General features: G+C 57.1%; 19 protein-coding genes. 14 read left to right on the forward strand and 5 right to left on the reverse strand.

The window, feature by feature from the left end; all coding sequences use genetic code 11:
- Positions 1–22 precede the first annotated feature (22 nt).
- The 10 genes from nuoI to BLW66_RS02150 all read left to right on the forward strand — a co-directional run bounded on the left by nuoI (position 23) and on the right by BLW66_RS02150 (position 10,263).
- A complete protein-coding gene (gene nuoI / locus BLW66_RS02105; protein ID WP_089944274.1) occupies positions 23–514 on the forward strand; it encodes an NADH-quinone oxidoreductase subunit NuoI in 492 nt (163 codons plus the stop codon).
- Positions 511–912 (forward strand): carboxymuconolactone decarboxylase family protein, encoded by a 402-nt coding sequence (locus tag BLW66_RS02110; protein WP_089944277.1) that lies wholly within the window; start codon positions 511–513, stop codon positions 910–912. The genes nuoI and BLW66_RS02110 overlap by 4 nt, the downstream gene beginning before the upstream one ends.
- Positions 912–1,526 (forward strand): NADH-quinone oxidoreductase subunit J, encoded by a 615-nt coding sequence (locus BLW66_RS02115; RefSeq protein ID WP_089944280.1) that lies wholly within the window; start codon positions 912–914, stop codon positions 1,524–1,526. The genes BLW66_RS02110 and BLW66_RS02115 overlap by 1 nt, the downstream gene beginning before the upstream one ends.
- Before the next feature lie 73 nt (positions 1,527–1,599).
- On the forward strand, positions 1,600–1,905 hold the full coding sequence (nuoK, locus tag BLW66_RS02120; protein WP_089944285.1) for an NADH-quinone oxidoreductase subunit NuoK: 306 nt from the start codon (positions 1,600–1,602) through the stop codon (positions 1,903–1,905).
- A gap of 6 nt (positions 1,906–1,911) precedes the next feature.
- Positions 1,912–4,020, forward strand: coding sequence for an NADH-quinone oxidoreductase subunit L (gene nuoL, locus BLW66_RS02125; RefSeq protein ID WP_089944288.1), 2,109 nt, complete (start codon positions 1,912–1,914; stop codon positions 4,018–4,020).
- On the forward strand, positions 4,020–5,561 hold the full coding sequence (locus BLW66_RS02130; RefSeq protein WP_089944291.1) for an NADH-quinone oxidoreductase subunit M: 1,542 nt from the start codon (positions 4,020–4,022) through the stop codon (positions 5,559–5,561). Before nuoL ends, BLW66_RS02130 begins: the two co-directional genes overlap by 1 nt.
- A gap of 11 nt (positions 5,562–5,572) precedes the next feature.
- Positions 5,573–7,012 carry an NADH-quinone oxidoreductase subunit NuoN gene (gene nuoN, locus BLW66_RS02135; protein ID WP_089944294.1) on the forward strand — a complete coding sequence of 480 codons (1,440 nt, stop codon included), beginning with the start codon at positions 5,573–5,575 and terminating at the stop codon, positions 7,010–7,012.
- Positions 6,996–7,751 carry a biotin--[acetyl-CoA-carboxylase] ligase gene (locus BLW66_RS02140; protein WP_089944297.1) on the forward strand — a complete coding sequence of 252 codons (756 nt, stop codon included), beginning with the start codon at positions 6,996–6,998 and terminating at the stop codon, positions 7,749–7,751. Before nuoN ends, BLW66_RS02140 begins: the two co-directional genes overlap by 17 nt.
- Before the next feature lie 72 nt (positions 7,752–7,823).
- Entirely contained in the window at positions 7,824–8,597 is a 774-nt protein-coding gene (locus BLW66_RS02145; RefSeq protein ID WP_089944299.1) for a type III pantothenate kinase, read from the forward strand.
- A 1-nt stretch (position 8,598) separates the two neighbouring features.
- The gene (locus BLW66_RS02150) at positions 8,599–10,263 is read left to right on the forward strand and encodes a ribonuclease J (RefSeq protein ID WP_089944301.1); all 1,665 of its coding nucleotides are present in this window, start codon (positions 8,599–8,601) and stop codon (positions 10,261–10,263) included.
- Positions 10,264–10,343: 80 nt separating this feature from the next.
- Here BLW66_RS02150 and BLW66_RS02155 read toward each other — a convergent pair whose 3' ends face one another.
- The 3 genes from BLW66_RS02155 to BLW66_RS02165 form a co-directional block, all read right to left on the reverse strand.
- The gene (locus tag BLW66_RS02155) at positions 10,344–11,897 is read right to left on the reverse strand and encodes a DEAD/DEAH box helicase (RefSeq protein WP_089944304.1); all 1,554 of its coding nucleotides are present in this window, start codon (positions 11,895–11,897) and stop codon (positions 10,344–10,346) included.
- Positions 11,898–12,122: 225 nt separating this feature from the next.
- Positions 12,123–13,457 (reverse strand): acyltransferase family protein, encoded by a 1,335-nt coding sequence (locus BLW66_RS02160; RefSeq protein WP_089944307.1) that lies wholly within the window; start codon positions 13,455–13,457, stop codon positions 12,123–12,125.
- A gap of 111 nt (positions 13,458–13,568) precedes the next feature.
- Positions 13,569–15,176 carry a peptide chain release factor 3 gene (locus BLW66_RS02165; RefSeq protein ID WP_089944311.1) on the reverse strand — a complete coding sequence of 536 codons (1,608 nt, stop codon included), beginning with the start codon at positions 15,174–15,176 and terminating at the stop codon, positions 13,569–13,571.
- A 122-nt stretch (positions 15,177–15,298) separates the two neighbouring features.
- Between BLW66_RS02165 and BLW66_RS02170 the strand changes: the two genes are divergently transcribed.
- Positions 15,299–15,667: a nuclear transport factor 2 family protein gene (locus BLW66_RS02170; RefSeq protein ID WP_089944314.1), complete on the forward strand. Its 369-nt coding sequence runs from the start codon at positions 15,299–15,301 to the stop codon at positions 15,665–15,667.
- Positions 15,668–15,669: 2 nt separating this feature from the next.
- Here BLW66_RS02170 and BLW66_RS02175 read toward each other — a convergent pair whose 3' ends face one another.
- Complete coding sequence (locus tag BLW66_RS02175; protein ID WP_089944318.1) at positions 15,670–16,686, reverse strand: Hint domain-containing protein; 1,017 nt, start codon at positions 16,684–16,686, stop codon at positions 15,670–15,672.
- Positions 16,687–17,022: 336 nt separating this feature from the next.
- On the opposite strand from BLW66_RS02175, the gene BLW66_RS02180 reads away from it, so the two are divergent.
- The 3 genes from BLW66_RS02180 to BLW66_RS02190 all read left to right on the forward strand — a co-directional run bounded on the left by BLW66_RS02180 (position 17,023) and on the right by BLW66_RS02190 (position 20,401).
- A complete protein-coding gene (locus tag BLW66_RS02180; protein ID WP_089944321.1) occupies positions 17,023–17,802 on the forward strand; it encodes an SDR family oxidoreductase in 780 nt (259 codons plus the stop codon).
- A gap of 98 nt (positions 17,803–17,900) precedes the next feature.
- Positions 17,901–19,271, forward strand: a complete 1,371-nt coding sequence (locus BLW66_RS02185; protein WP_089944323.1) for an SLC5/6 family protein — start codon at positions 17,901–17,903, stop codon at positions 19,269–19,271.
- Between the two features lie 59 nt (positions 19,272–19,330).
- Positions 19,331–20,401, forward strand: coding sequence for an ABC transporter ATP-binding protein (locus tag BLW66_RS02190; protein WP_089944327.1), 1,071 nt, complete (start codon positions 19,331–19,333; stop codon positions 20,399–20,401).
- A 48-nt stretch (positions 20,402–20,449) separates the two neighbouring features.
- Here BLW66_RS02190 and BLW66_RS02195 read toward each other — a convergent pair whose 3' ends face one another.
- Entirely contained in the window at positions 20,450–21,610 is a 1,161-nt protein-coding gene (locus BLW66_RS02195) for a cytochrome P450 (RefSeq protein ID WP_089944330.1), read from the reverse strand.

Genomic DNA, 21,610 nt, shown 5'->3' on the forward strand with positions numbered 1-21,610 from the left:
GCCGCCCTACGGGAGAGATGAAATGAGCGTGAGTTTCGGCCGTCGTGCCAAATACTTCCTGCTGATGGACATGTTCAAAGGCATGCAGCTGGGGCTGAAGTACTTCTTCGCGCCTAAGGCGACCTTGAACTACCCGCACGAAAAGGGGCCTTTGTCGCCACGCTTCAGGGGTGAGCATGCGCTGCGTCGCTACCCCAACGGGGAAGAGCGCTGCATTGCGTGCAAATTGTGTGAGGCAGTTTGCCCTGCGCAGGCGATTACGATTGATGCGGAACCGCGTGACGATGGCTCGCGTCGGACCACGCGCTATGACATCGATATGACCAAATGCATCTACTGTGGCTTCTGCCAAGAGGCTTGCCCCGTAGACGCCATCGTAGAGGGGCCGAACTTTGAGTTCGCCACCGAAACCCGTGAAGAGCTGTTCTACGATAAGGACAAGTTGCTTGCGAACGGCGACCGCTGGGAAGGCGAGATCGCCCGCAACCTAGAAATGGATGCGCCGTACAGATGACCGACCCGACCAACCCTTTCGAGGCCATGATGAAGATGGGCCAGGACATGGCAAAGACCATGAACCCCGCACTGGAGGCATTCACGCCGAAGGGGTTTGAGAACATCATGCCAACAATGTCGGCGGACATGATGGAGCAATTCATGGGCAAGGGCGTGAGCCCCGAGGGGCTCGATGCCAAGACGCGTTTGCTGTTGACGCTCACTGGGTTGACCATTCAGGGCGCGCAGGCGGAAAGTCAGATCAGGATTACCGTGCGCCACCTTGTGGAAGCGGGCGCAACGAAACAAGAGATTGCCGAAACAATCGCCCAAGCGGCGATGTTTGGCGGAGTACCGGCAATGTCCAAAGCTATGGAGCTTGCGACAGAAGTGCTGGACGAAGAGGGAACAAGCTAATGGGCTTCGCAGATTTCGCATTCTATCTATTTGCCTTCGTGGTCGTGACCTCGGGGCTGTTTGTCGTCGTGTCGCGCAACCCCGTTCACTCGGTTCTGTGGCTGATCTTGGCATTCTTGTCCTCTGCGGGGTTATTCGTGCTGCTCGGCGCTGAATTCGTGGCAATGCTGATGATCATTGTCTATGTGGGGGCCGTCGCAGTGTTGTTCCTCTTTGTGGTCATGATGCTTGATGTGAATTTCGCGGAACTGAGGGGGGAGCTGGCCAAGTTCGTGCCGCTCGCTGGGCTGATCGGGGTTATCTTGTTGATGGAACTGGCCTTGGTCTTCGGCACATGGACGGGTGCGGAGAACGCGGCATCCTTACGTGACGCTGTGGCGCCGGCGTTGGAAGAAACACACAATACTGCGGCTTTGGGGCAGTTGATCTACACGAAGTACATCTACCTGTTCCAAGCCGCTGGCCTAATTTTGTTGGTCGCGATGATTGGTGCGATTGTACTGACACTGCGTCACCGACCCGACATCAAACGCCAAAATGTTCTGAGCCAGATTTATCGCGATCCGAGCGAGCAAATGGAGCTTAAAGACGTAAAACCGGGGCAGGGGTTATAATGCAATTTTTCGAGGAAAAATTGGACGCAAATTCTCTAGGAGAATTTGACACCGTATCGAAGGAAGACGCCAAATGATCGGACTTGAACACTATTTAACTGTCGCTGCGGCGTTGTTCGTCATTGGCATTTTCGGCATCTTCGTGAACCGCAAGAACGTCATCATTATCTTGATGTCTATCGAGCTGATGCTGCTGGCGGTGAACATCAATTTTGTCGCGTTCTCGAGCTACCTCGGCGATCTTGCGGGGCAGGTGTTCACCTTGTTCGTGCTAACAGTTGCCGCGGCCGAGGCCGCAATCGGGCTGGCCATTTTGGTCTGTTTCTTCCGGACCCGCGGTACGATCGCCGTCGAAGATGTCAACGTGATGAAGGGCTAAGTCACCATGGAAACCATCATCCTCTTTGGGCCACTCGTTGGCGCACTCATCTGCGGCTTCGGTTGGAAGTTTATTGGCGAGCAAGCGGGCTGTGTGATTGCGACCGGCTTACTATTCCTCTCGGCGCTGCTGAGCTGGATCGTTTTCCTCACATTCGACGGAACGACCGAAACGATTGAAATATTGCGCTGGATTCAATCTGGCACGCTGGACACCTCTTGGGGCATTCGGGTGGACCGCCTGACGGCCATCATGCTGATTGTCGTCACCACGGTTTCCAGCTTGGTGCACTTGTACTCCTTCGGCTACATGGCGCATGACGAGAATTTCGGAGAGGGCGTTGCATATAAGGCCCGTTTCTTCGCGTACCTTTCGTTCTTTACCTTCACCATGCTTATGCTCGTTACCGCTGACAACCTTGTTCAGATGTTCTTTGGTTGGGAAGGCGTGGGCGTCGCATCCTACCTGCTGATTGGCTTCTATTACAAAAAACCGTCTGCGAACGCCGCCGCTATCAAGGCCTTTGTTGTAAACCGCGTGGGTGACTTCGCGTTCCTTCTGGGGATGTTCGGTCTTTACCTCTTGGCTGACAGCATCCGGTTTGACGACATTTTTGCCGCCGTTCCCCAGATTGCGGAGACGGAATTGCACTTCCTTTGGACCGAGTGGAACGCTGCGAATTTGTTGGCCTTCCTTCTGTTCGTCGGCGCGATGGGTAAATCTGCGCAACTGTTCCTGCACACGTGGTTGCCTGATGCGATGGAAGGCCCGACTCCCGTGTCAGCTTTGATCCACGCAGCGACCATGGTGACGGCGGGCGTCTTCCTTGTGTGCCGCATGTCGCCGCTCATGGAGTTCGCACCGGACGCCAAGGCGTTCATTGTTATCGTTGGCGCATCGACCGCATTCTTCGCTGCAACGGTTGGTCTCGTCCAAAACGACATCAAGCGGGTGATCGCGTATTCAACGTGCTCTCAACTTGGCTACATGTTCGTGGCGGCTGGGCTTGGGGTTTACTCGGTTGCAATGTTCCACCTGCTGACGCACGCGTTCTTCAAGGCGATGCTGTTCCTTGGCGCGGGCTCTGTCATCCACGCGATGCACCACGAGCAGGACATGCGAAACTATGGCAACCTGCGCAAAAAGATACCCTATACCTTTGCTGCAATGATGATCGGTACTTTGGCGATCACCGGCGTCGGCATTCCGCTGACGCATATCGGCTTTGCCGGCTTCCTGTCCAAAGATGCGATCATCGAGAGCGCTTGGGGCGGTGGGTCTGGCTATGCTTTCTGGCTTCTGGTTATCGCCGCTGTTTTCACGTCCTTCTATTCTTGGCGTCTGATGTTCATGACGTTCTACGGCACGGAACGTGGCGACAAGCACACGCATGAGCACGCTCATGAAAGCCCGATGGTTATGTTGGTGCCGCTTGGTGTTCTGGCGATTGGTGCAATCTTTTCGGGAATGGTGTTCTTCAAGCCGTTCTTCGGCGATCACCATGATGTCGAAAAATTCTTTGGCATCACGCAAGGCGAGCAACATGCGTTGGTCGATCCCGACCTGCTGAGCATGGCTGCGGTTGCGGCCGGTACACAAGCCAGCCACGGCGATGACGTTGCGGGTGGTGAAGGCGATGCCGCCCTTCCAGGGCAGGGTGCGATTTACATGGCCCCCGACAACCACACGATGGACAATGCCCACCACGCCCCGAAGTGGGTGAAGGTGTCGCCGTTCATTGCGATGCTGACAGGCCTGTTCATGGCATGGCTGTTCTACATCAAGAACCCTAGCTTGCCCGGCCGTTTGGCCAATAACCAAAAACATCTGTATCAGTTCCTACTGAACAAATGGTATTTTGACGAGCTCTACGATGTGATCTTCGTGCGCCCTGCAAAGTGGCTGGGTAATGTGCTGTGGACGCGTGGCGACGGCAAAATTATTGACGGCTCGATCAACGGGCTGGCGATGGGGGCCGTACCGTTTCTGACCCGCCTTGCCGGTCGCGCGCAGTCCGGCTTCATGTTCCATTACGCCTTTGCCATGGTCATAGGTGTTGTGCTGATTATCACATGGTTCGCCATTGGCGGCCCGAGCGTGGGGGGAGTCGAATAATGGACAACCTGCTTTCTGTTATCACCTTCATGCCGCTGGTTGCGGCGCTTATCCTTGCCCTTTTCTTGCGCGGCGACGACGAGGCTGCACAACGCAACGCCAAGTGGCTCGCGCTTATCGCGACGGGCGTTACGTTCCTGTTATCGATTTTCGTCTACACGGGGTTTGACGCCTCTAACACGGGCTTCCAGTTCGTGGAAGAGCGCGACTGGCTGATGGGCCTGCAATACAAGATGGGCGTGGACGGGATTTCAGTGACCTTCGTGCTGCTGACGACATTCCTGATGCCGCTGGTGATCGCCAGCTGCTGGGACGTGAAGACGCGCGTGAAGGACTATATGATCGCCTTCTTGCTGCTCGAGACGCTGATGCTCGGCGTGTTCTGTGCATTGGACCTGATCTTGTTCTACCTGTTCTTCGAGGCAGGTCTAATCCCGATGTTCTTGATTATTGGGATTTGGGGCGGCGTGAACCGCATCTACGCATCCTTCAAGTTCTTCCTCTACACACTGCTTGGCTCTGTGCTGATGCTTGTGGCGATGATTGCAATGTATATGGACGCAGGCACCACAGACATTCCGACACTCCTGACCCATACTTTCGCGTCTGAGAATTTCAGCGTTGCTGGCGTCACCGTTGTTGGCGGTTTGCAGACACTGATGTTCCTTGCCTTCTTTGCCAGCTTCGCGGTGAAAATGCCGATGTGGCCCGTCCACACTTGGTTGCCTGATGCGCACGTTCAGGCGCCGACGGCGGGCTCTGTCGTGCTGGCGGCGATCCTGCTGAAAATGGGCGGCTATGGCTTCCTGCGTTTCTCGCTGCCGATGTTCCCTGTTGGTGCTGACGTTCTTGGCATCTATGTATTGTGGTTGTCGGCCATCGCCATCATCTACACCTCGCTGGTGGCACTGGTGCAGTCGGACATGAAAAAACTGATTGCCTACTCTTCGGTTGCTCACATGGGCTATGTGACAATGGGGATATTCGCGGCGAACCAGCAGGGCGTTGACGGCGCGATCTTCCAGATGATTTCCCACGGGTTCATCTCTGGCGCATTGTTCCTATGTGTTGGCGTGATCTACGACCGCATGCACACCCGCGAAATCGACGCCTATGGCGGGTTGGTTAACAGGATGCCTGCCTACGCATTGATCTTTATGTTCTTCACCATGGCAAACGTGGGCCTGCCGGGCACGTCCGGTTTCGTGGGCGAGTTCCTGACGCTTATGGGGGTCTTCCAAGTCAACACTTGGGTTGCGCTGTTTGCGACCACGGGTGTGATCTTGTCAGCAGCCTACGGTTTGTGGCTGTACCGCCGCGTCGTCATGGGCGATCTCATCAAGGAAAGCCTGAGGTCGATCACCGACATGACCTCCCGCGAGCGGGCGATTTTCGCGCCACTGGTTTTCATGACCATCTTGTTGGGTGTTTACCCAGCATTGGTGCTGGACCTGATCGGGCCGAGCGTTGAGGCGCTGGTCTCTAATTATGACACGGCGTTGCTTGATAGCGGCGTCACCACGGCTGTGGCCGGACACTAAGGACGGATAAGATGATCCAAGCTGACCTGAATATCGTTCTGCCCGAAGTTTCACTGGCGATCTTCGCCATGCTGGCGCTGATGGGCGGGGTCTATACGACCAAGGACAAAGCCGCGCCGGTGATCCTTTGGACGACTAGCCTTGTGTTTGTGCTGCTTGCCGCGTGGATCGGATTCAACGGGGAGGGCACGAATGCGGCGTTTGGCGGGGCTTTCGTCGACGACGGGTTCTCGCGCTTTGCCAAGGTGACGATCTTGCTGTCCGCAGCGGCGATCCTGGTGATGAGCCAGGACTTCATGACACGCCACGGCTTGTTCCGGTTCGAGTACCCGATCCTTGTCGCCCTTTCGGTTGTGGGGATGATGATGATGGTCTCCGCTGGAGATCTAATGGCGCTTTACATGGGGTTGGAGCTCCAATCCTTGGCACTCTACGTCGTTGCATCCTTGCGCCGCGACTCGGTAAAATCCACTGAAGCGGGCCTTAAGTACTTCGTGCTGGGCGCGCTGTCCTCAGGCATGCTGCTTTACGGCGCATCACTGGTTTACGGCTACGCGGGTACCACCTTGTTCGCGGGCATCTTCTCCACGGTTAATGCTGGCGATATCTCTCTCGGCTTGCTGTTCGGTCTGGTTTTTGTGATCGCGGGGCTGGCGTTCAAAGTGTCCGCCGCGCCGTTCCACATGTGGACACCGGACGTTTATGAAGGCTCCCCCACGCCGATCACTGCATTCTTCGCGACAGCCCCGAAAGTGGCTGCGATGGGCTTGTTCGCCCGCGTTGTGCATGACGCTTTCGGTGGTGCGGTCGCCGACTGGTCGCAGATCGTGGCATTCCTGTCCGTGGTCTCAATGTTCCTCGGCGCTATCGCGGCAATCGGCCAGCGCGACATCAAACGTCTGATGGCCTATTCGTCGATCGCGCATATGGGGTTTGCCCTGATGGGCTTGGCTGCAGGCACTGCCGAGGGCGTGCAGGCCATGCTGATCTATATGGCGATTTACGTCACCATGAACATCGGGACGTTTGCTTTTATCCTGTCGATGGAAAAAGACGGTGAGCCGGTGACTGATATCGACGCGCTACAAAACTACTCCAAGAAGGAGCCAATGCGCGCCTTGGCAATGCTTGTGCTGCTGTTCTCGCTGGCGGGTATCCCGCCAATGGTGGGCTTCTTTGGCAAGTTCTATGTACTGAAGGCGGCTGTGGACGCTGACATGGCATGGCTTGCCATTGCGGGCGTTGTCGCGTCGGTTATCGGTGCCTTCTACTACTTGCGCGTGATCTACTACATGTACTTCGGTGAAGAGCGCGATGCGCTTAACGGATCCATGCCAATGGTTAACTGGCTGTTTTTGGTCGGTTCCGCGGCTGTAATGCTGGTCGGGGTCATTAACCTCTTCGGGATTGAGGGGCTGGCACTGGCCGCAGCAGGTGCGCTTGTCAACTAAATGGCCTGAGGGATACGGGCTGATCACGCTGGATAGCGTGGACAGCACCATGTTGGAAGCAAACCGTCGGGCCGCGACTTTGGCTGGCCCGACGTGGATTATCGCGAAAGACCAAACCGCAGCCCACGGACGCCGCGGGCGCGCGTGGGCGAACCCCAAGGGAAATTTCGCGGGCACGTTGGTGCTTCAGCCGCGCGAGGCGCCTGAAACTGTGGCGCTCCGCTCCTTTGTTGCGGCATTAGCGCTGTTCGATGCCTGCGTGGCGCTGACGGGGCGTGCGGATGCGTTTTCACTGAAATGGCCGAATGATGTGCTTTTGCATGGCGGTAAGCTGGCGGGCATTTTGCTGGCCAGCGCGGGGCAGGGTGGCCGATTGGACAGCTTGGCCATCGGGATCGGCGTGAACCTAAGGGACACGCCGTCTGCGTCCGACTTGGAAAGCACCGCAGTTGGCCCGACAAGCTTGCAAACGCTTGGCGTCGCCATAGAACCCGATGATTTTGCGCTGGAACTGGCCTCCGCATACGCGCGCCGCGAACTTGAATTCACCACTTACGGTTTTGGCCCTATCCGTGAGGCTTGGTTGGCCAAGGCCGCGCGTCTCGGTGAAGTTATCACCGCACGCACGGTCCGCGAGGAATACACCGGAAGCTTCGACGGTGTCGACGCGTCGGGGAACCTGATCCTGCGGACCTCCAAGGGGACACAGGCTATTGCGGCGGCAGATGTGTATTTTTAGGCAATTCGCCAGCGCTTTGACGCTATGCCCAATGGGGTATATGCACAGGGCGCGACGGATAGGGACGACGACATGCTACTAGCGATCGATTGCGGCAATACAAATACCGTGTTCTCTATCTGGGACGGGGAGCAGTTTATCGCGACTTGGCGTACCTCCACTGAATGGCAGCGCACGGCGGATCAGTACTATGTGTGGCTGTCTACGCTCATGCATTTTCAGAAGATCGACGTGGAGATCACCGAGGTGATCATCTCCTCCACGGTGCCGCGCGTCGTGTTTAACCTTCGGGTTTTCGCGGACCGCTACTTCCACACACGCCCGCTGGTCGTCGGAAAGGATGGCTGCATCCTGCCCGTTGATGTCCGCGTCGACGAAGGGACCGCCGTGGGGCCTGACCGCCTTGTGAACACAGTTGCAGGTTACAACCTGTTTGGTGGTGACTTAATCGTTGTCGACTTCGGGACGGCCACAACGTTTGACGTTGTGGATGGGGACGGCGCCTATATTGGCGGCGTTATCGCGCCAGGCGTCAATCTGTCCCTAGAGGCATTGCATCAGGCGGCGGCAGCGTTGCCCCATGTCGACATTACGAAACCGCAGCGTGTCATTGGTACGAATACGGTTGCGTGCATGCAGTCGGGCGTGTTCTGGGGCTATATCGGCCTGATCAAAGAGATCTGTGCCCGCATCAAGACCGAACACGGCCGAGAGATGAAAGTAATTTCCACCGGGGGGTTGGCGCCGCTGTTTCAGCAGGCAGACGCCCTATTTGACGAATTCAACGATGATCTGACCATGCACGGCTTGGTGGTCATCAATGAACACAATAGAAAGAATATCTAAGATGGCAGGCGAAAGACTAGTCTACCTTCCCCTAGGCGGGGCAGGCGAAGTTGGCATGAATATGTACCTTTACGGCTACGGGAAACCGGGCAAGGAGCGATTTATTCTGGTCGACATGGGGGTGACCTTCCCCGATATGGACGGCACACCAGGTGTCGATCTGATTTTCCCCGACATTGAATGGATCGCGGACCGCGCCAAGCGGCTTGATGCGATTTTCATCACCCACGCACATGAGGATCATGTGGGGGCAGTCGGGCATTTGTATAGCCGGTTGAAAGCGCCGATATATGCACGAAAATTCACGTCGCATATCGCCGCGTTGAAAATGGCCGAGCATGGCTACGACGGCTCTGAAATTAACGTGGTCGGTGCAATGCCCGAGCAAGTTCAAGTCGGCAAGTTCAAGGTCGGCTTTATGCCGATCTCGCACTCGATCCCGGAAAGCTCCGGCCTTGTGATTGATACGCCTGATGGCCGCGTCGTTCACTCGGGCGACTTCAAAATTGATGAAACACCGGTTTTAGGCGAAGCATTCGACCGCGAGGCTTGGGCCGCGCTGGCACCGGTCAAGGCGCTGATCTGCGACTCGACCAATGTGTTTTCCCGGCACGAAGGGCGTTCCGAAGCGACAGTTGGTCCGAATATCGTCCCGCTGGTACGTGATGCGACGGGCATGGTCGTTGCGACCACATTCGCGTCCAACATCGCGCGGGTGAAAACGCTGGCAGAGGCGGGCCGCGAGGCTGGCCGCTCAATCTGCTTGATGGGGCGGTCTATGCAACGGATGGTCAAGGCAGGGATCGAGACCGGCGTCGTCACTGACTTCCCGCCGTACATTTTGCCTGAAGAAGCGCGCGACGTCCCACGCGAAAACCTAATGATCCTCGCAACAGGCTCTCAAGGGGAGCGCCGCGCCGCAACGGCGCAGCTATCGCGCGGCAAGTTCCTTGGCATATCACTGCGAGAAGGCGACACGGTGTTGTTCTCCTCCAAGACTATTCCGGGGAATGAGACGTCCGTTGGCCAAATCGTAAACAACTTTAGCGAGTTGGGAGTCGATGTGATCGACGACAAGATGGCAGACATACACGTGTCAGGTCACGCCAACCGTCCTGATCTGGAAGAGATGCACCGCTTGGTGAAGCCGCAAATCCTGATCCCCAACCACGGCGAGCACCGCATGCTACGTGAGCACGCGAAAATCGGTGAAGCCAACGGAATCGCGTCCATGGTCGCGCCGAACGGAACGATGGTGTCGCTGTCTGGGGACCGCCCAGAGGTTGTTGAGTTTGTCGAGACGGGCCGTCTGTACTTGGATGGCTCCGTGCAGATTGGTGCGCTTGACGGTGTCGTGCGTGACCGTATCCGCATGGCGTTGAACGGTCAGGCTGTGATCGGTATCTTGATTGATGAGGACGATGAGGCACTTACGGACGCGTGGTGCGAGCTGCGCGGCCTGCCCGAACAAGGGCGCTCCAACGCGCCGCTGCAAGACATCCTTGAAGCTGATGTCGGTCAATTCCTTGGGCGTGCGGATGCCAAGACCATTGCGAATGACGATAAGCTGGAAGACCAAATCAAGCGAATTGTGCGCCAGACCTCTCAGAAGGAGATTGGCAAAAAGCCGGAAGTGGTCGTGTTGATTTCGCGTTTAACTGCGTAACACCAGTTTAACGTAGGCAACAAAAAGCCCCCGAAGCTTCATCAGCTTCGGGGGCTTTTTCGTGTTCAATGAAGCGTCGCTTAGTCGGCGCGGCGCTGCTCGAAGCTTTTCTCGATAAATGTCGGCAAGTGGTCACCTAGGCCAACGACGCGGGGACCGCGGTCTTCGTTACGGCCACGGCCCTTGCCACCGCGAGAGCGCGACGCGTTAGAGCGGTTGTCCTGCTCGTTGTTGTCTTTCGGTTTGCGGTCTTCCGCTGGCTTTTGTGCTGCGGCCTTTTTCGGTGCGTCAGCTTTAGGCTTTGGTGCGGGTTTTGCTTCTGGGGCAGGGGCTGCCTCGGCGCTGGCCGCCTCAGGTGCATCGACCTTAGGCGCGTCCTTGGATTTGGAGCTGCTGCGCGAACGGGACCGAGAGCGGGACTTTGGGCGCTCTTCCTTGCTATCTGCTGCCACGTCGGCTTCAGATGCTTTGGAGACTGGTGCGTGTTGCTCGCCCACATCGCCGCGTGGGATCGTGGAGCCGATCAGGCTTTCAATTGCCTCCAGTAGCTTCTCATCTTTGGGTGTGGAGATCATCATCGCCGCGCCCAAGCGTCCGGCACGCCCCGTACGCCCGATCCGGTGGACATAGTCCTCGGCATGGCTGGGAACGTCGAAGTTGAACACGTGGCTCACATTTGGCACGTCTAGGCCCCGTGCGGCGACATCGGACGCGACCAAGAAGCGAATTTCCCCGTTCCGGAAGCCTTCAAGCGTGCGTGTGCGGTGCGATTGATCAAGGTCACCGTGAATAGGCTCCGCGTCATGACCGTATTTTTTCAACGACTTCGCAACGATATCCACGTCGACCTTCCGGTTACAGAAGATGATGCCGTTGGTTACTTTTTCGCCTTCTTGGTCGATCAGCTTACGCAAGAAGTCGCGTTTTTGTTTGCTTTGGGCATCGCGGCGCGTGCCCGGAAGCTCGAACAAGGATTGCGTAATGGTTGCCGAGGCAGACGCCTGACGGGCCACTTCAATTCGCTCTGGGTTTGACAGGAACGTGTTGGTGATCCGCTCAATTTCCGGCGCCATCGTCGCGGAGAAGAACAGCGTTTGACGGGTGAACGGCGTCATCTGGAAAATACGCTCGATGTCGGGAATGAACCCCATATCAAGCATCCGGTCCGCCTCATCGACAACCATGACCTTCACGTCAGTGAGGATCAGTTTGCCGCGCTCGAAATGGTCAAGCAGGCGACCCGGTGTCGCAATGAGCACGTCGACACCACGATCAATCAGGGCGTCTTGCTCTTTGAACGACACGCCGCCGATTAGCAGCGCTTTGGTCAGTTTGGTGTATTTTGCGTATAGGTCGAAGTTTTCGGCGACTTGCGCTGCCAATTCGCGGGTTGGCGCCAGAACCAAGGAGCGGGGCATGCGAGCCCGCGCGCGTCCACGGTTCAGAAGCGTAATCATAGGCAGTGTAAAACTCGCGGTTTTACCTGTACCGGTTTGGGCGATGCCCAACACGTCGCGCCCTTCCAAAGCAGGGGGAATGGCGCCCGCCTGAATTGGGGTCGGCTCTGTGTAGCCAACATCTTCGATAGCCTTAAGGACTTTCGTGTGTAGTTTTAGATCTGAGAATTTTGTCATGTATATCCAAGTTGCGCAGCCTCAGAATGAGGCGATATGCGGCAGAAACTGGGGACGCAGGTTTCAACGCGTCCCTGCGTCGACCCGCGGACGTTTTCCACAGGTACGCAGCGTTTAGCCTGAGTGGATCAGAAGGTCAATAAATACAGGGAAACCTGAGCTGGGACTGCGCTAAATTCGCCCAATCCTGTGCTGTGGCGGTGATTTAACACGATTGCTGTCCTATCACCGCCGTGAGAATCGGCGCGTAGCGATCAAAACCCCGAGCACCGCGAAGCCGACCGCAAGCCAGTTAACTCCGATCGCGTTATCTTTGCCGAGACCCACCATAGCCATCACAACCAACCCCGCACAGGTCATGAACGCGCCGCCCATGGCTTGCCACGGGCTTGGCCGTTGTTCCGGTTTGGTTTTGCTGCCGGCTTCAAAACGCACGAAGATCAACACGAATGGGATCAAAACGATGGTGAATAGCACGACCCAAATGGGGCGCATCGCCCACCACATGGCCGTCCCCGGCGCTTCGTTCAGGCCAAATCCACCGAAAGCATACGCGGCTACACCCGTGACGATCAAAAGCGCTGTCATGTGCCAGAGGTAAATCGACATAATCATTTGGTTGAACACGATCACCCACGCCCAGACACGCACGCGGCGCAGCCAAAGTTGGGCGAGGTCAGTGAGCAGTAGGATGACACCGATTTGCACGCTACCGACGGCCAGCATTGCGGTGGTTGGCGGGCGGGTGTTGGACATCTCTGCGCCCGGAACGCTCACCATTGCCACAGGAAACCCGAACTGGACGATAAGAATGTAGAGCCACGCAACACCCAAGGCGACAAAGCCCAACGCCCATGATTTTGGCCGCGTTGCAGAGCCCCACCAGTATCCCAACTGGTGGACGGCCAGCCAGACGAAGGCGTAGTTGGTCCAGCGGAGCCAGCCTTGATCGGCACCGAAGGCAATGACGTCAACGACGATAGCGGCGATTGCCAGTATCGCGACAGAGGCAATGCCAAACCTGTCCCAAAACGCCATTGTTAGCGGAACCGCCATCGTCATGATGATGTAGACAGCCAAGAACCAAACCGGCACCAACGCGGCTTGTGATGCGCTGGATATCAAATCCACCGGTACGCCCAATGCGTGCGCCACCAATCCGGCGCAGGCCCAGACCAGTACCACCGGAACCGTTGGTTTCAGCAAGCGCGACAGGCGCGCGGCGGCCCATGATTTCTTCTTTAGTGGGTCTTTGCGGGCAGAAGTCCAAGAGAGGCCGTTAGAGAAGCCACCGACAAAAAAGAAGACTGGCATAACTTGGAACAACCACGTTGCATAGTGGGTCCAGCGTTGCTCTGAGAGCAGTATTAGGAAGTTCAGCTCACCGTCTCTCATGACGGCTGCGACCAGCAGCCAGTGGCCCAAGATCACGAACATGATGGCAATCGCGCGGTAAAGGTCCACGGCGCGATTGCGGCTCTCCGGGGTGCGTTCGGCGGCCCAATGGGCGGCGGCCAGAAGCCCTTTGGGCATCTTCTCTTTGGTTTGGGGCGGTGTCACTGCTGATGCTCTATGCGTTTGTTATAATTACATTCTGGGCCGATCATGACCCCGATAGAGCGAAGATAGCAGAAGCGCCGAGATTAATCGACACTTCTGCTATGGGGCCGTTTAGACCATCATTTCCTTTGTCGCACTCAACGTGACATCGGGGTAGTCACGGGCCACACGGTCTATGTCCCACTGCAAGCGGGTCAGGAATACGACGTCGCCGTCGTTGTCGTGGCTGATGTGCTGCTTGTTCGCCTCAATGAACTTGTCCACGGCGGCTTTCTCGCCGGTTACCCAACGGGCAGAGGTGAACTGCGATCCTTCAAAGCGCACGGGCAGGCCATACTCCAGCTCAATCCGTGAAGCGAGCACCTCGAATTGCAACGCACCCACCACGCCCACAATAAAGCCGGAGCCAAACGCGGGTTTGAAGACTTTGGCTGCGCCTTCTTCGGCGAATTGCATCAGCGCCTTTTCCAAGTGCTTCGACTTCAGCGGGTCGCCCGCGCGGCAGGTTTGCAGCAGCTCGGGCGCGAAAGAGGGGATACCCGTGGCGCGGATCATCTCGCCCTCGGTCAGCGTGTCGCCGATGCGCAACTGGCCGTGGTTCGGGATGCCCATGATGTCGCCCGCCCACGCTTCCTCCGCCAGCTCACGATCAGAGGCGAGGAACAGGACGGGGTTGGAGATCGCCATCGGCTTCTTGCTGCGTACATGCGTCAGCTTCATGCCGCGCTTGAAATGACCCGACGCAAGGCGCACGAAAGCCACGCGGTCGCGGTGCTTGGGATCCATGTTCGCCTGCACTTTGAAGACAAAGCCGCAAACCTTTGGTTCATCAGGAGAAATGGCGCGTGGGCTGGCCTTTTGGGGTTGCGGCTGTGGGCCAAAGTCGGCGATGCCCTGCATTAACTCCTGCACTCCGAACGAATTGATCGCAGAGCCGAACCAGATCGGTGTCATGGTGCCGTCTAGGAAGTCCTGATGATTGAATTGCGGCATTAATTCCTTTGCCATTTCAATCTCTTCAAGGAATTTATTCAACTGCTCCGCGGGCACGTGCTCTGCCAGCTTGGGGTCATCCAAGCCGTTGATCTCGATGCTTTCTGACACCTTGTTTCGATCAGCGCGGTCCATCAACTCAAGGCGGTCATTGATCAGATCGTAACACCCGAGGAAGTCACGGCCCACGCCAATGGGCCAAGACGCTGGGGTGACGTCAATCGCAAGGTTTTCTTGAATTTCGTCAATAATCTCGAAGGTATCGCGGCTTTCGCGGTCCATTTTGTTGCAAAAAGTCAAGATCGGAAGGTCGCGTAAGCGGCAGACTTCAAACAGTTTTTGCGTTTGGCTTTCCACGCCTTTGGCCCCGTCGATTACCATGACGGCCGCGTCAACAGCGGTGAGCGTGCGGTAGGTGTCCTCGGAGAAATCGGAGTGACCGGGCGTGTCGACGAGATTGAACCGATAGCTGTCAAAGTCGAATGACATTGCCGACGCGGACACGGAAATCCCGCGATCCTTTTCCATCTGCATGAAGTCCGAACGGGTCCGGCGCGCTTCGCCTTTGGCACGTACCTGACCCGCCATCTGGATCGCGCCACCATAGAGCAAGAACTTCTCGGTCAAGGTGGTCTTTCCAGCATCTGGGTGAGAGATAATGGCAAAGGTCCGACGCCGAGCAATCTCGGGCGGAAGTTCAGGCTGGTTATGTGCGCGATCTAACATGGACTGGGATATAGAGGCGTCAGCGGGGTTCCGCAATCGGTCAGACATGTTGTCTTGATCGGTTTCGGCAAGTCGGGCATGGTTTTGAACGTATCGTGAACAAATTATTGGGAGTGGTTGCTATGAACTTAATGGAGATTGCGAATGAATTGGTCGCGGGGTGCCGCGAAAACCGCGAACTGGCCAATTTGGATAAGCTGTATGCGCCGGACGCAGTATCCGTCGAAGCCGCTGACATGGGAAATGGCCGCGAGACCGTAGGGGTAGAGGGGATCAAGGAAAAGCACGCTTGGTTCGACAGCATGTTTGAGATGCTTGGCGGAACAGTTGGCGGGCCGTTCCCGCACGGCGATGACCGCTTCGCTGTGACATTCAAGATGGACGCGAAAAACAAAGAGACCGGCGAAGTCAGCGTAATGGAAGAGGTCGCCGTTTATCATGTCGCGAACGGAAAGATCGTGCGCGAGGAATTTTTCTACACAGGCGAATAGGCTTACAGTCGGCCCGTTTGACGCAACAGGTTGGCTGCGTCCTTGCTTTCCAGCGGGACGCGGCTGAACTTCGGCTCGGAGGATGGCAGATCGGGAAACAGCTGCAACACCTCGGAGGCGACGTCCGCAGGCAGGCCGTTCAGAATTTGCTGTGACATGTGCAGGCTCTCTGTCGGCACACCCTCTGCGTATAAAATCTGGTGCTGGTCAAAGACCAACTGCGTGTACTCCACAAAGCCGCCTTTACGCACATAGATCGTATCGTCGTTGATCAGATCAATCGCGGATATCAACACATCGCGCGACCCGACCATAACCTCTGCGCGCCAATCGGATACGAGCATGCGGTGCTGCTGGCTCACTGTGATGTCTTCGGCGTTGCCCATTGCACCTTGCGAAATGACCACCGGCGCAAACTCGCCCGCACCTTGAACGGTCCGCGAACCGACCCAGCGGACTTCTTGCATCCCATTGTCGCGGGTCAACACGCGATCGCCGGCTTTCAGTTGCTCCACTGGGCGTTGTGAGCCGTCGGACATCGTGATGCGGGTGCCGCGTCCAAAGCTCATGCCTGTCAGATCGGCGAGTGGGATTTCCCGGGGAGCGTCTTCTGCTGCAATTAGCGTGTACTCAACACCGGATTCGATAGGGCCAAGCGGGTACAAATAGTCGCGCGAATGCGGGGCGTCGCAGGTGATCACCAATGCATCAACGGAGGCGCCGATTTGCGTCATGAAGGTCAGGCGGGCAGAAATGCGGGTGCGGGTGCCGGGCACTTCGATTTGGCTGCCGTCTGAAACAGCAAAAACGGGGCGGGGGCCTGCGCCTATGCTTTCGGCCAAATCCATGGAATAGATTTGCGCGCTGCGTTGCAGGCTATAGCCGTCGCCAAGGCATACATCATTCACGCCCGACACGGGGTCACCGTGGTTAACACCGTTGGTGACACGGAATTCCGCAGCTTGGTAAACCAAGAACGCATGGTTCGCGACAAAGTCGGACGGCAGATGGTGTTGCATGTGGCAGTCACTCGCTAATCAAACAGTATTTCGTGGTTCGACCAGATATGGAATGCAGCGCCCCCACGCTTGCGTCCTCTGGTGAACCTCACCGTCTTCGTAAGGTAATCCTTACCCTTTATGCCCCGTCCTGCACAACGGTTTGAGGGGAAATGGTTAAAATACTGCTCAAAACCCAATTTGACTTGAAACAATGCGGCCATAATTGCGGCTTTGGTGATGGGGCGGCCTTAAGAGGCGGTTGAGATTTAGATGCAGACACGAATCGACGGGCCGCAAATGGGGTGCTACCCATACCGCTGAGTATTAATCTTGAACATCGACAAGGGGTTGAACATGGATCTAGGGATCAAAGGTAAGCGCGCACTGGTTTGCGCATCAAGCAAGGGGCTCGGTCTGGGCTGCGCAGAGGCATTGGCCGAAGCAGGTGTTGATTTGGTCATGAACGCGCGCACTGATGGTCCGCTGCAAGAGGCAGCCGAAGCGATCCGCAAGCGCTACAATGTCGATGTCGTAGCGGTTGCTGCAGATATCACAACAGAAGACGGCCGCGCGAAGGTTTTAGAGGCCGCAGGGCAGGTTGATATTCTGGTAAATAACGCCGGTGGACCGCCTCCGGGGCTGTGGAGCGATTGGGAGCGTGACGACTTTATTGCCGCGTTAGATGCAAACATGCTGACGCCTATTGCGCTGATTAAGGCGCTGGTTCCGTCGATGATGGATCGGGGCTGGGGCCGCGTGGTCAACATCACGTCGCAGTCGGTGAAAGCCCCAATACCTGTGCTTGGGCTGTCCAATGCGGCGCGGGCGGGCCTTACGGGCTACGTGGCGGGCACCTCTCGTCAGATTGCCCCTTCGGGTGTGACGATGAACAATATCCTTCCGGGCATTCACGCGACCGATCGCGCGGCGTCGTTGGACGCGGGTGTGAGCAAGCAACAAGGGATCACCGTGGACGATGCGCGCGCCGCACGTGAGGCAACAATCCCCGCACGGCGTTATGGAACCCGCGAGGAATTCGGCGCGACCTGCGCGTTCCTGTGCTCCCAGCATGCAGGGTTCATTGTCGGGCAGAACATTCTGCTGGATGGCGGCGGCGTCAACGCAACGCTCTGATTTCATCACATCTTTGTTGGCGTATAGCTAAAGCCTCGCCCGATGGGCGGGGCTTTGTTATGTGCAGCTAACAGAACCCTGATAGATGGAACACCACCATGCTTAGCCTTTATGTGATTGCCACTTTTGGGGTCGTCGTCCTTTTCTCGTTCCTGACTGCACCACGCCGCGCATCTGTCGAAGGGTTCTTTCAGGGGCAGGTGGCGGGCCGAGCGCCGGGGTTATGTACCCTTGTGCTTAGCCAAGTGACCACTTGGATATTTGCCCGCTCGCTGATGAACTCGGCGATTCTTGGCTATTACTACGGGGCGGCGGGTACACTGGCTTATGCGGCCTATTACCTATCCTTTCTGTCGGGCGGTTACATCGTGGGGCAGCTTCGACTGCGCGGGGCAGCCTCGGTTCAAGATTGGCTCGGCGCGCGGTTCGGCACCGTTGGACAATCCGCCTACAACGTTGTTGTGGCATTGCGGTTGTTGTCTGAGGTCTTCGCGAACCTGTTGGTCGTCGGTTTGATTTTCAGCGCTGTGCTGCCAGAGATGGCGAGTGCGGGAACCTTGGCGATCGTCGCTGTTGCGGTGCTGGGATTGGCTTATTCCGCATGGGGTGGGCTTAGCGCGGCACTGAGGACAGATGTGGTGCAGATGGTGTTGTTCTTGGCCGTCTTCGGGGTCGCGTTTATCTACCTCGTGACGCAGCCCGATTTTTCAATCGTTGAAATCGCCACGTCGCAAGGCGCATCGGGCGCGCGGCAAGGCTGGGTCTTGCTGATCGTGGCTTTGTTGCAGGTTTTCTCCTACCCCGCACACGATCCCGTAATGATGGACCGAGGCTTTATCGCGGACCGCAAAACCACGCGGAACTCGTTCCTGCACGCGTTTTGGCTGTCTGCGCTTTGCATTCTGGCGTTCGGTGTTTTCGGAATTCACGCGGCAAACCTTGGGGCCGCATATGAGGGCCAGTTGCTCACCACTTGGGCAGGGATGTTCCCGTCGTGGGTGTTTGTGGCTTTGCTGGTGTCCTTGTTGGTGTCGGCGTTATCTACGCTGGACTCGGCTTTGTCCTCGGCAGCACGCTTGTGCGTTGAAGAGTTGCGATTGGCACCACGCACTCTGATGGGGGGGCGCGTTGTCATGGTCGTGTTCATGATCTTGGGCGGTGCCTTGACCCTGTGGGGTAATACGACGCTGTTCGATGCAGTTGCCGTGTCGGGCACGGCATCGATGTTCTTGACGCCCGTCATGGTAGCTGTGTTTGTGTTCGGCTGGTCCGTGCCCATGTGGGCCTATCTGACGTCTTTTGGTGCGGCAATACTGGGCGCGGCGGCGTACTTCCTGCGCGAGGTTGCGATGGTGGCGAAGGTTTTGCCCGACGCGCCGAAATACGAACAGCTGCTGGTAATTTGCGTTTTCGTTCTGTTGGTCGGCTTTGCCGCAGTCCTGATTGGTGCGCGTAGGGTTGCCGACTAACAAGGAGACTGTTACCTAGTTTTCCGATTGTTTTGATCGGGTAAGAGGCGGCAAACAACGTGACCCCACGACTTGAGTTGAAGAATATCTGCAAAGATTTTGCAGGCCGGCAGGTGGTCACTGATCTGTCACTGAGCGTCGCACCGGGGCAAGTGACCTGCCTTTTGGGGCCATCAGGTTGTGGTAAATCTACGACCTTGCGGATTGTCGCGGGGGTAGAGCGCCAAACCAGCGGCGAGTTGTGGGTCGACGGCACCTTGATTTGCGGAGACGGTATCCGCGTGCCACCGGAGGGGCGATCCATCGGCCTGATGTTTCAAGATTTCGCGCTGTTCCCGCACTTAAGCGTTGCGCAAAACGTGGCGTTCGGGCTGACGGGCAGTAAATCAGAGACGACCCATCGAGTGATGGAGTTACTCGAGCGCGTGGGCCTAAGCGGCTTTGATGCCATGTATCCGCACGAGTTATCGGGCGGGGAGCAGCAGCGCGTGGCTTTGGCGCGAGCCTTGGCACCGCGCCCCAAAATCATGCTGATGGACGAGCCGTTTTCCGGCCTTGATGACAGGCTGCGCGACGGTATTCGTGATCAAACCCTGTCTGTCCTGAAAGAAGAAGGAACAGCGGTTTTGCTGGTCACACATGAGCCGCATGAGGCGATGCGCATGGCCGATGAAATCGCGTTGATGCGGGGCGGGCGGATTGTGCAACAAGGCAATCCTTACAACATCTATAACGCACCTGTAGATAAGGCCGCTGCAGGTTTTTTTAGTGATATCAATGTGATACGCGGTAAATCTAAAGGTGCTTTGACCGAGACGCCGTTCGGTCAATTCCTGACCCCCGGGCACCCGGACGGCGGCGATGTAGAGATCATTATTCGCCCGCAACACCTGAAGATCGACTTTGACCGGCAGGGGCAAGGACCAAACCCGACACCGCAAGACGGCACCCCTGCGCGCGCAACGGTTCAACGCGCGCGGTTTATGGGGCGCGAAAGTTTGGTGGAGTTTCGCATGGACTTCGACGGCTCTAGCTTGAAGGCCACGGTTCCGGCGGTGTTCCTGCCTCAAGAGGGCACAACTCTATGGCTAACCATGCGCCGCGACCGTTGCTTCGTCTTCCCAGCTTGATCTGACTGAGCCGCTGCGCGGCGCTACTTTTTTGCCGCATGAGGCCCCCTAGCGGGTAACCATCAACCGCGTGAGGCCGTGGAAATGGTAGCTGGTCGCATATTCCGGTTGCTCCGCGAGTGCTAGATTGGGGCAACGCGCGAACAGTGCCTTCAGCGCGATCGACAGCTCCAACCGCGCTAAGGGTGCTCCTACACAGAAATGCAGCCCCGCGCCAAAGCTGGTGTGTGCTGGCATCGCACGGTCTGGGTCGAAACTGTCCGGCGCAGGATAGACAAGCGGGTCACGGTTGGCAGCACCCAGCAGCAGGCCAACCTGATCGCCCTTCTTAAACTGATGGCCAAATGCCTCAATGTCGTCCGTCGCAAATCTGGTGAACATATGCAGTGGCGGATCGAACCGCAGTACTTCCTCCGCAAAGGTGTCTGGGTTCTCAGGGCGCAGACCGGTGAGCAGCGCCGTCTTAACACCGTTGCCCAATGAGTGAACCGTGGCCTCATGCCCCGCATTTAGCAACAAGATGCAGGTCGTTATCAATTCTTCCGTGGACAGGCGTTCACCGTCTTCCTCAGCTGCAATGAGGTTGGTGATCAAATCGTCGGCGGGCTTTGCGCGGCGGGCTTCCACGTAGCTGCGTAGGTAATCCGAGAATTCGGTCGCGGCCAGCGCGGCCGCATCCTCGTCCGCACGGGTGCGCGCCGCCATATACATGCGGACCATCGCGTTCGACCAACGCAGCAGATCGGGCGCTTTGTCCTCGGGGACGCCTAGAAGGCGCGCAATGATGATGACAGGTAGCTTTTGCGCAAACTCGGTTAAAAGATCAAAGGGCGCGTCCGGAAAATCATCAATAAGGCTATGGCTTAAGGCTTCTATTTCAGGGGCGAGTTCTTTGATGCGGCGCGATGTAAACGCACGCAGCACTAAGCCACGCAAACGGGTATGGCGCGGGGGCTCCAGTTCCAGCATGGAGTGGGCCTCCACCGCGTAGAAAGGTGCTTGGTGTGCAGGAATTTCCGGCGGAAACGGATTTTCGCGACCAAAGCGGCGATCCCGCAGCAGCGATGAGACCACCGCGTGGGACCCCGCGACGGGCATGTTGTAGTCTTCCCACCAGACCAAATCTCCAAGCGGGCGAATGCGGTTGTAGAACGGGTAGGGGTCTTGGTTTAGCGCGGGATCGGTCGGCGCCTGTGAGACGTGCTGCAT

The sequence above is a fragment of the Litoreibacter albidus genome, from assembly GCF_900107015.1.
GTDB classification, from domain to species: Bacteria; Pseudomonadota; Alphaproteobacteria; order Rhodobacterales; family Rhodobacteraceae; genus Litoreibacter; species Litoreibacter albidus.

Bases quoted from the DNA above. Each gene is read 5' to 3' on its own strand.
- nuoI (WP_089944274.1), top strand. From the start codon at position 23: ATGAGCGTGAGTTTCGGCCGTCGTGCCAAATACTTCCTGCTGATGGAC.
- BLW66_RS02110 (WP_089944277.1), top strand. From the start codon at position 511: ATGACCGACCCGACCAACCCTTTCGAGGCCATGATGAAGATGGGCCAG.
- BLW66_RS02115 (WP_089944280.1), top strand. From the start codon at position 912: ATGGGCTTCGCAGATTTCGCATTCTATCTATTTGCCTTCGTGGTCGTG.
- nuoK (WP_089944285.1), top strand. From the start codon at position 1,600: ATGATCGGACTTGAACACTATTTAACTGTCGCTGCGGCGTTGTTCGTC.
- nuoL (WP_089944288.1), top strand. From the start codon at position 1,912: ATGGAAACCATCATCCTCTTTGGGCCACTCGTTGGCGCACTCATCTGC.
- BLW66_RS02130 (WP_089944291.1), top strand. From the start codon at position 4,020: ATGGACAACCTGCTTTCTGTTATCACCTTCATGCCGCTGGTTGCGGCG.
- nuoN (WP_089944294.1), top strand. From the start codon at position 5,573: ATGATCCAAGCTGACCTGAATATCGTTCTGCCCGAAGTTTCACTGGCG.
- BLW66_RS02145 (WP_089944299.1), top strand. From the start codon at position 7,824: ATGCTACTAGCGATCGATTGCGGCAATACAAATACCGTGTTCTCTATC.
- BLW66_RS02150 (WP_089944301.1), top strand. From the start codon at position 8,599: ATGGCAGGCGAAAGACTAGTCTACCTTCCCCTAGGCGGGGCAGGCGAA.
- BLW66_RS02155 (WP_089944304.1), bottom strand. From the start codon at position 11,897: ATGACAAAATTCTCAGATCTAAAACTACACACGAAAGTCCTTAAGGCT.
- BLW66_RS02165 (WP_089944311.1), bottom strand. From the start codon at position 15,176: ATGTTAGATCGCGCACATAACCAGCCTGAACTTCCGCCCGAGATTGCT.
- BLW66_RS02170 (WP_089944314.1), top strand. From the start codon at position 15,299: ATGAACTTAATGGAGATTGCGAATGAATTGGTCGCGGGGTGCCGCGAA.
- BLW66_RS02175 (WP_089944318.1), bottom strand. From the start codon at position 16,686: ATGCAACACCATCTGCCGTCCGACTTTGTCGCGAACCATGCGTTCTTG.
- BLW66_RS02180 (WP_089944321.1), top strand. From the start codon at position 17,023: ATGGATCTAGGGATCAAAGGTAAGCGCGCACTGGTTTGCGCATCAAGC.
- BLW66_RS02185 (WP_089944323.1), top strand. From the start codon at position 17,901: ATGCTTAGCCTTTATGTGATTGCCACTTTTGGGGTCGTCGTCCTTTTC.
- BLW66_RS02195 (WP_089944330.1), bottom strand. From the start codon at position 21,610: ATGCAGCACGTCTCACAGGCGCCGACCGATCCCGCGCTAAACCAAGAC.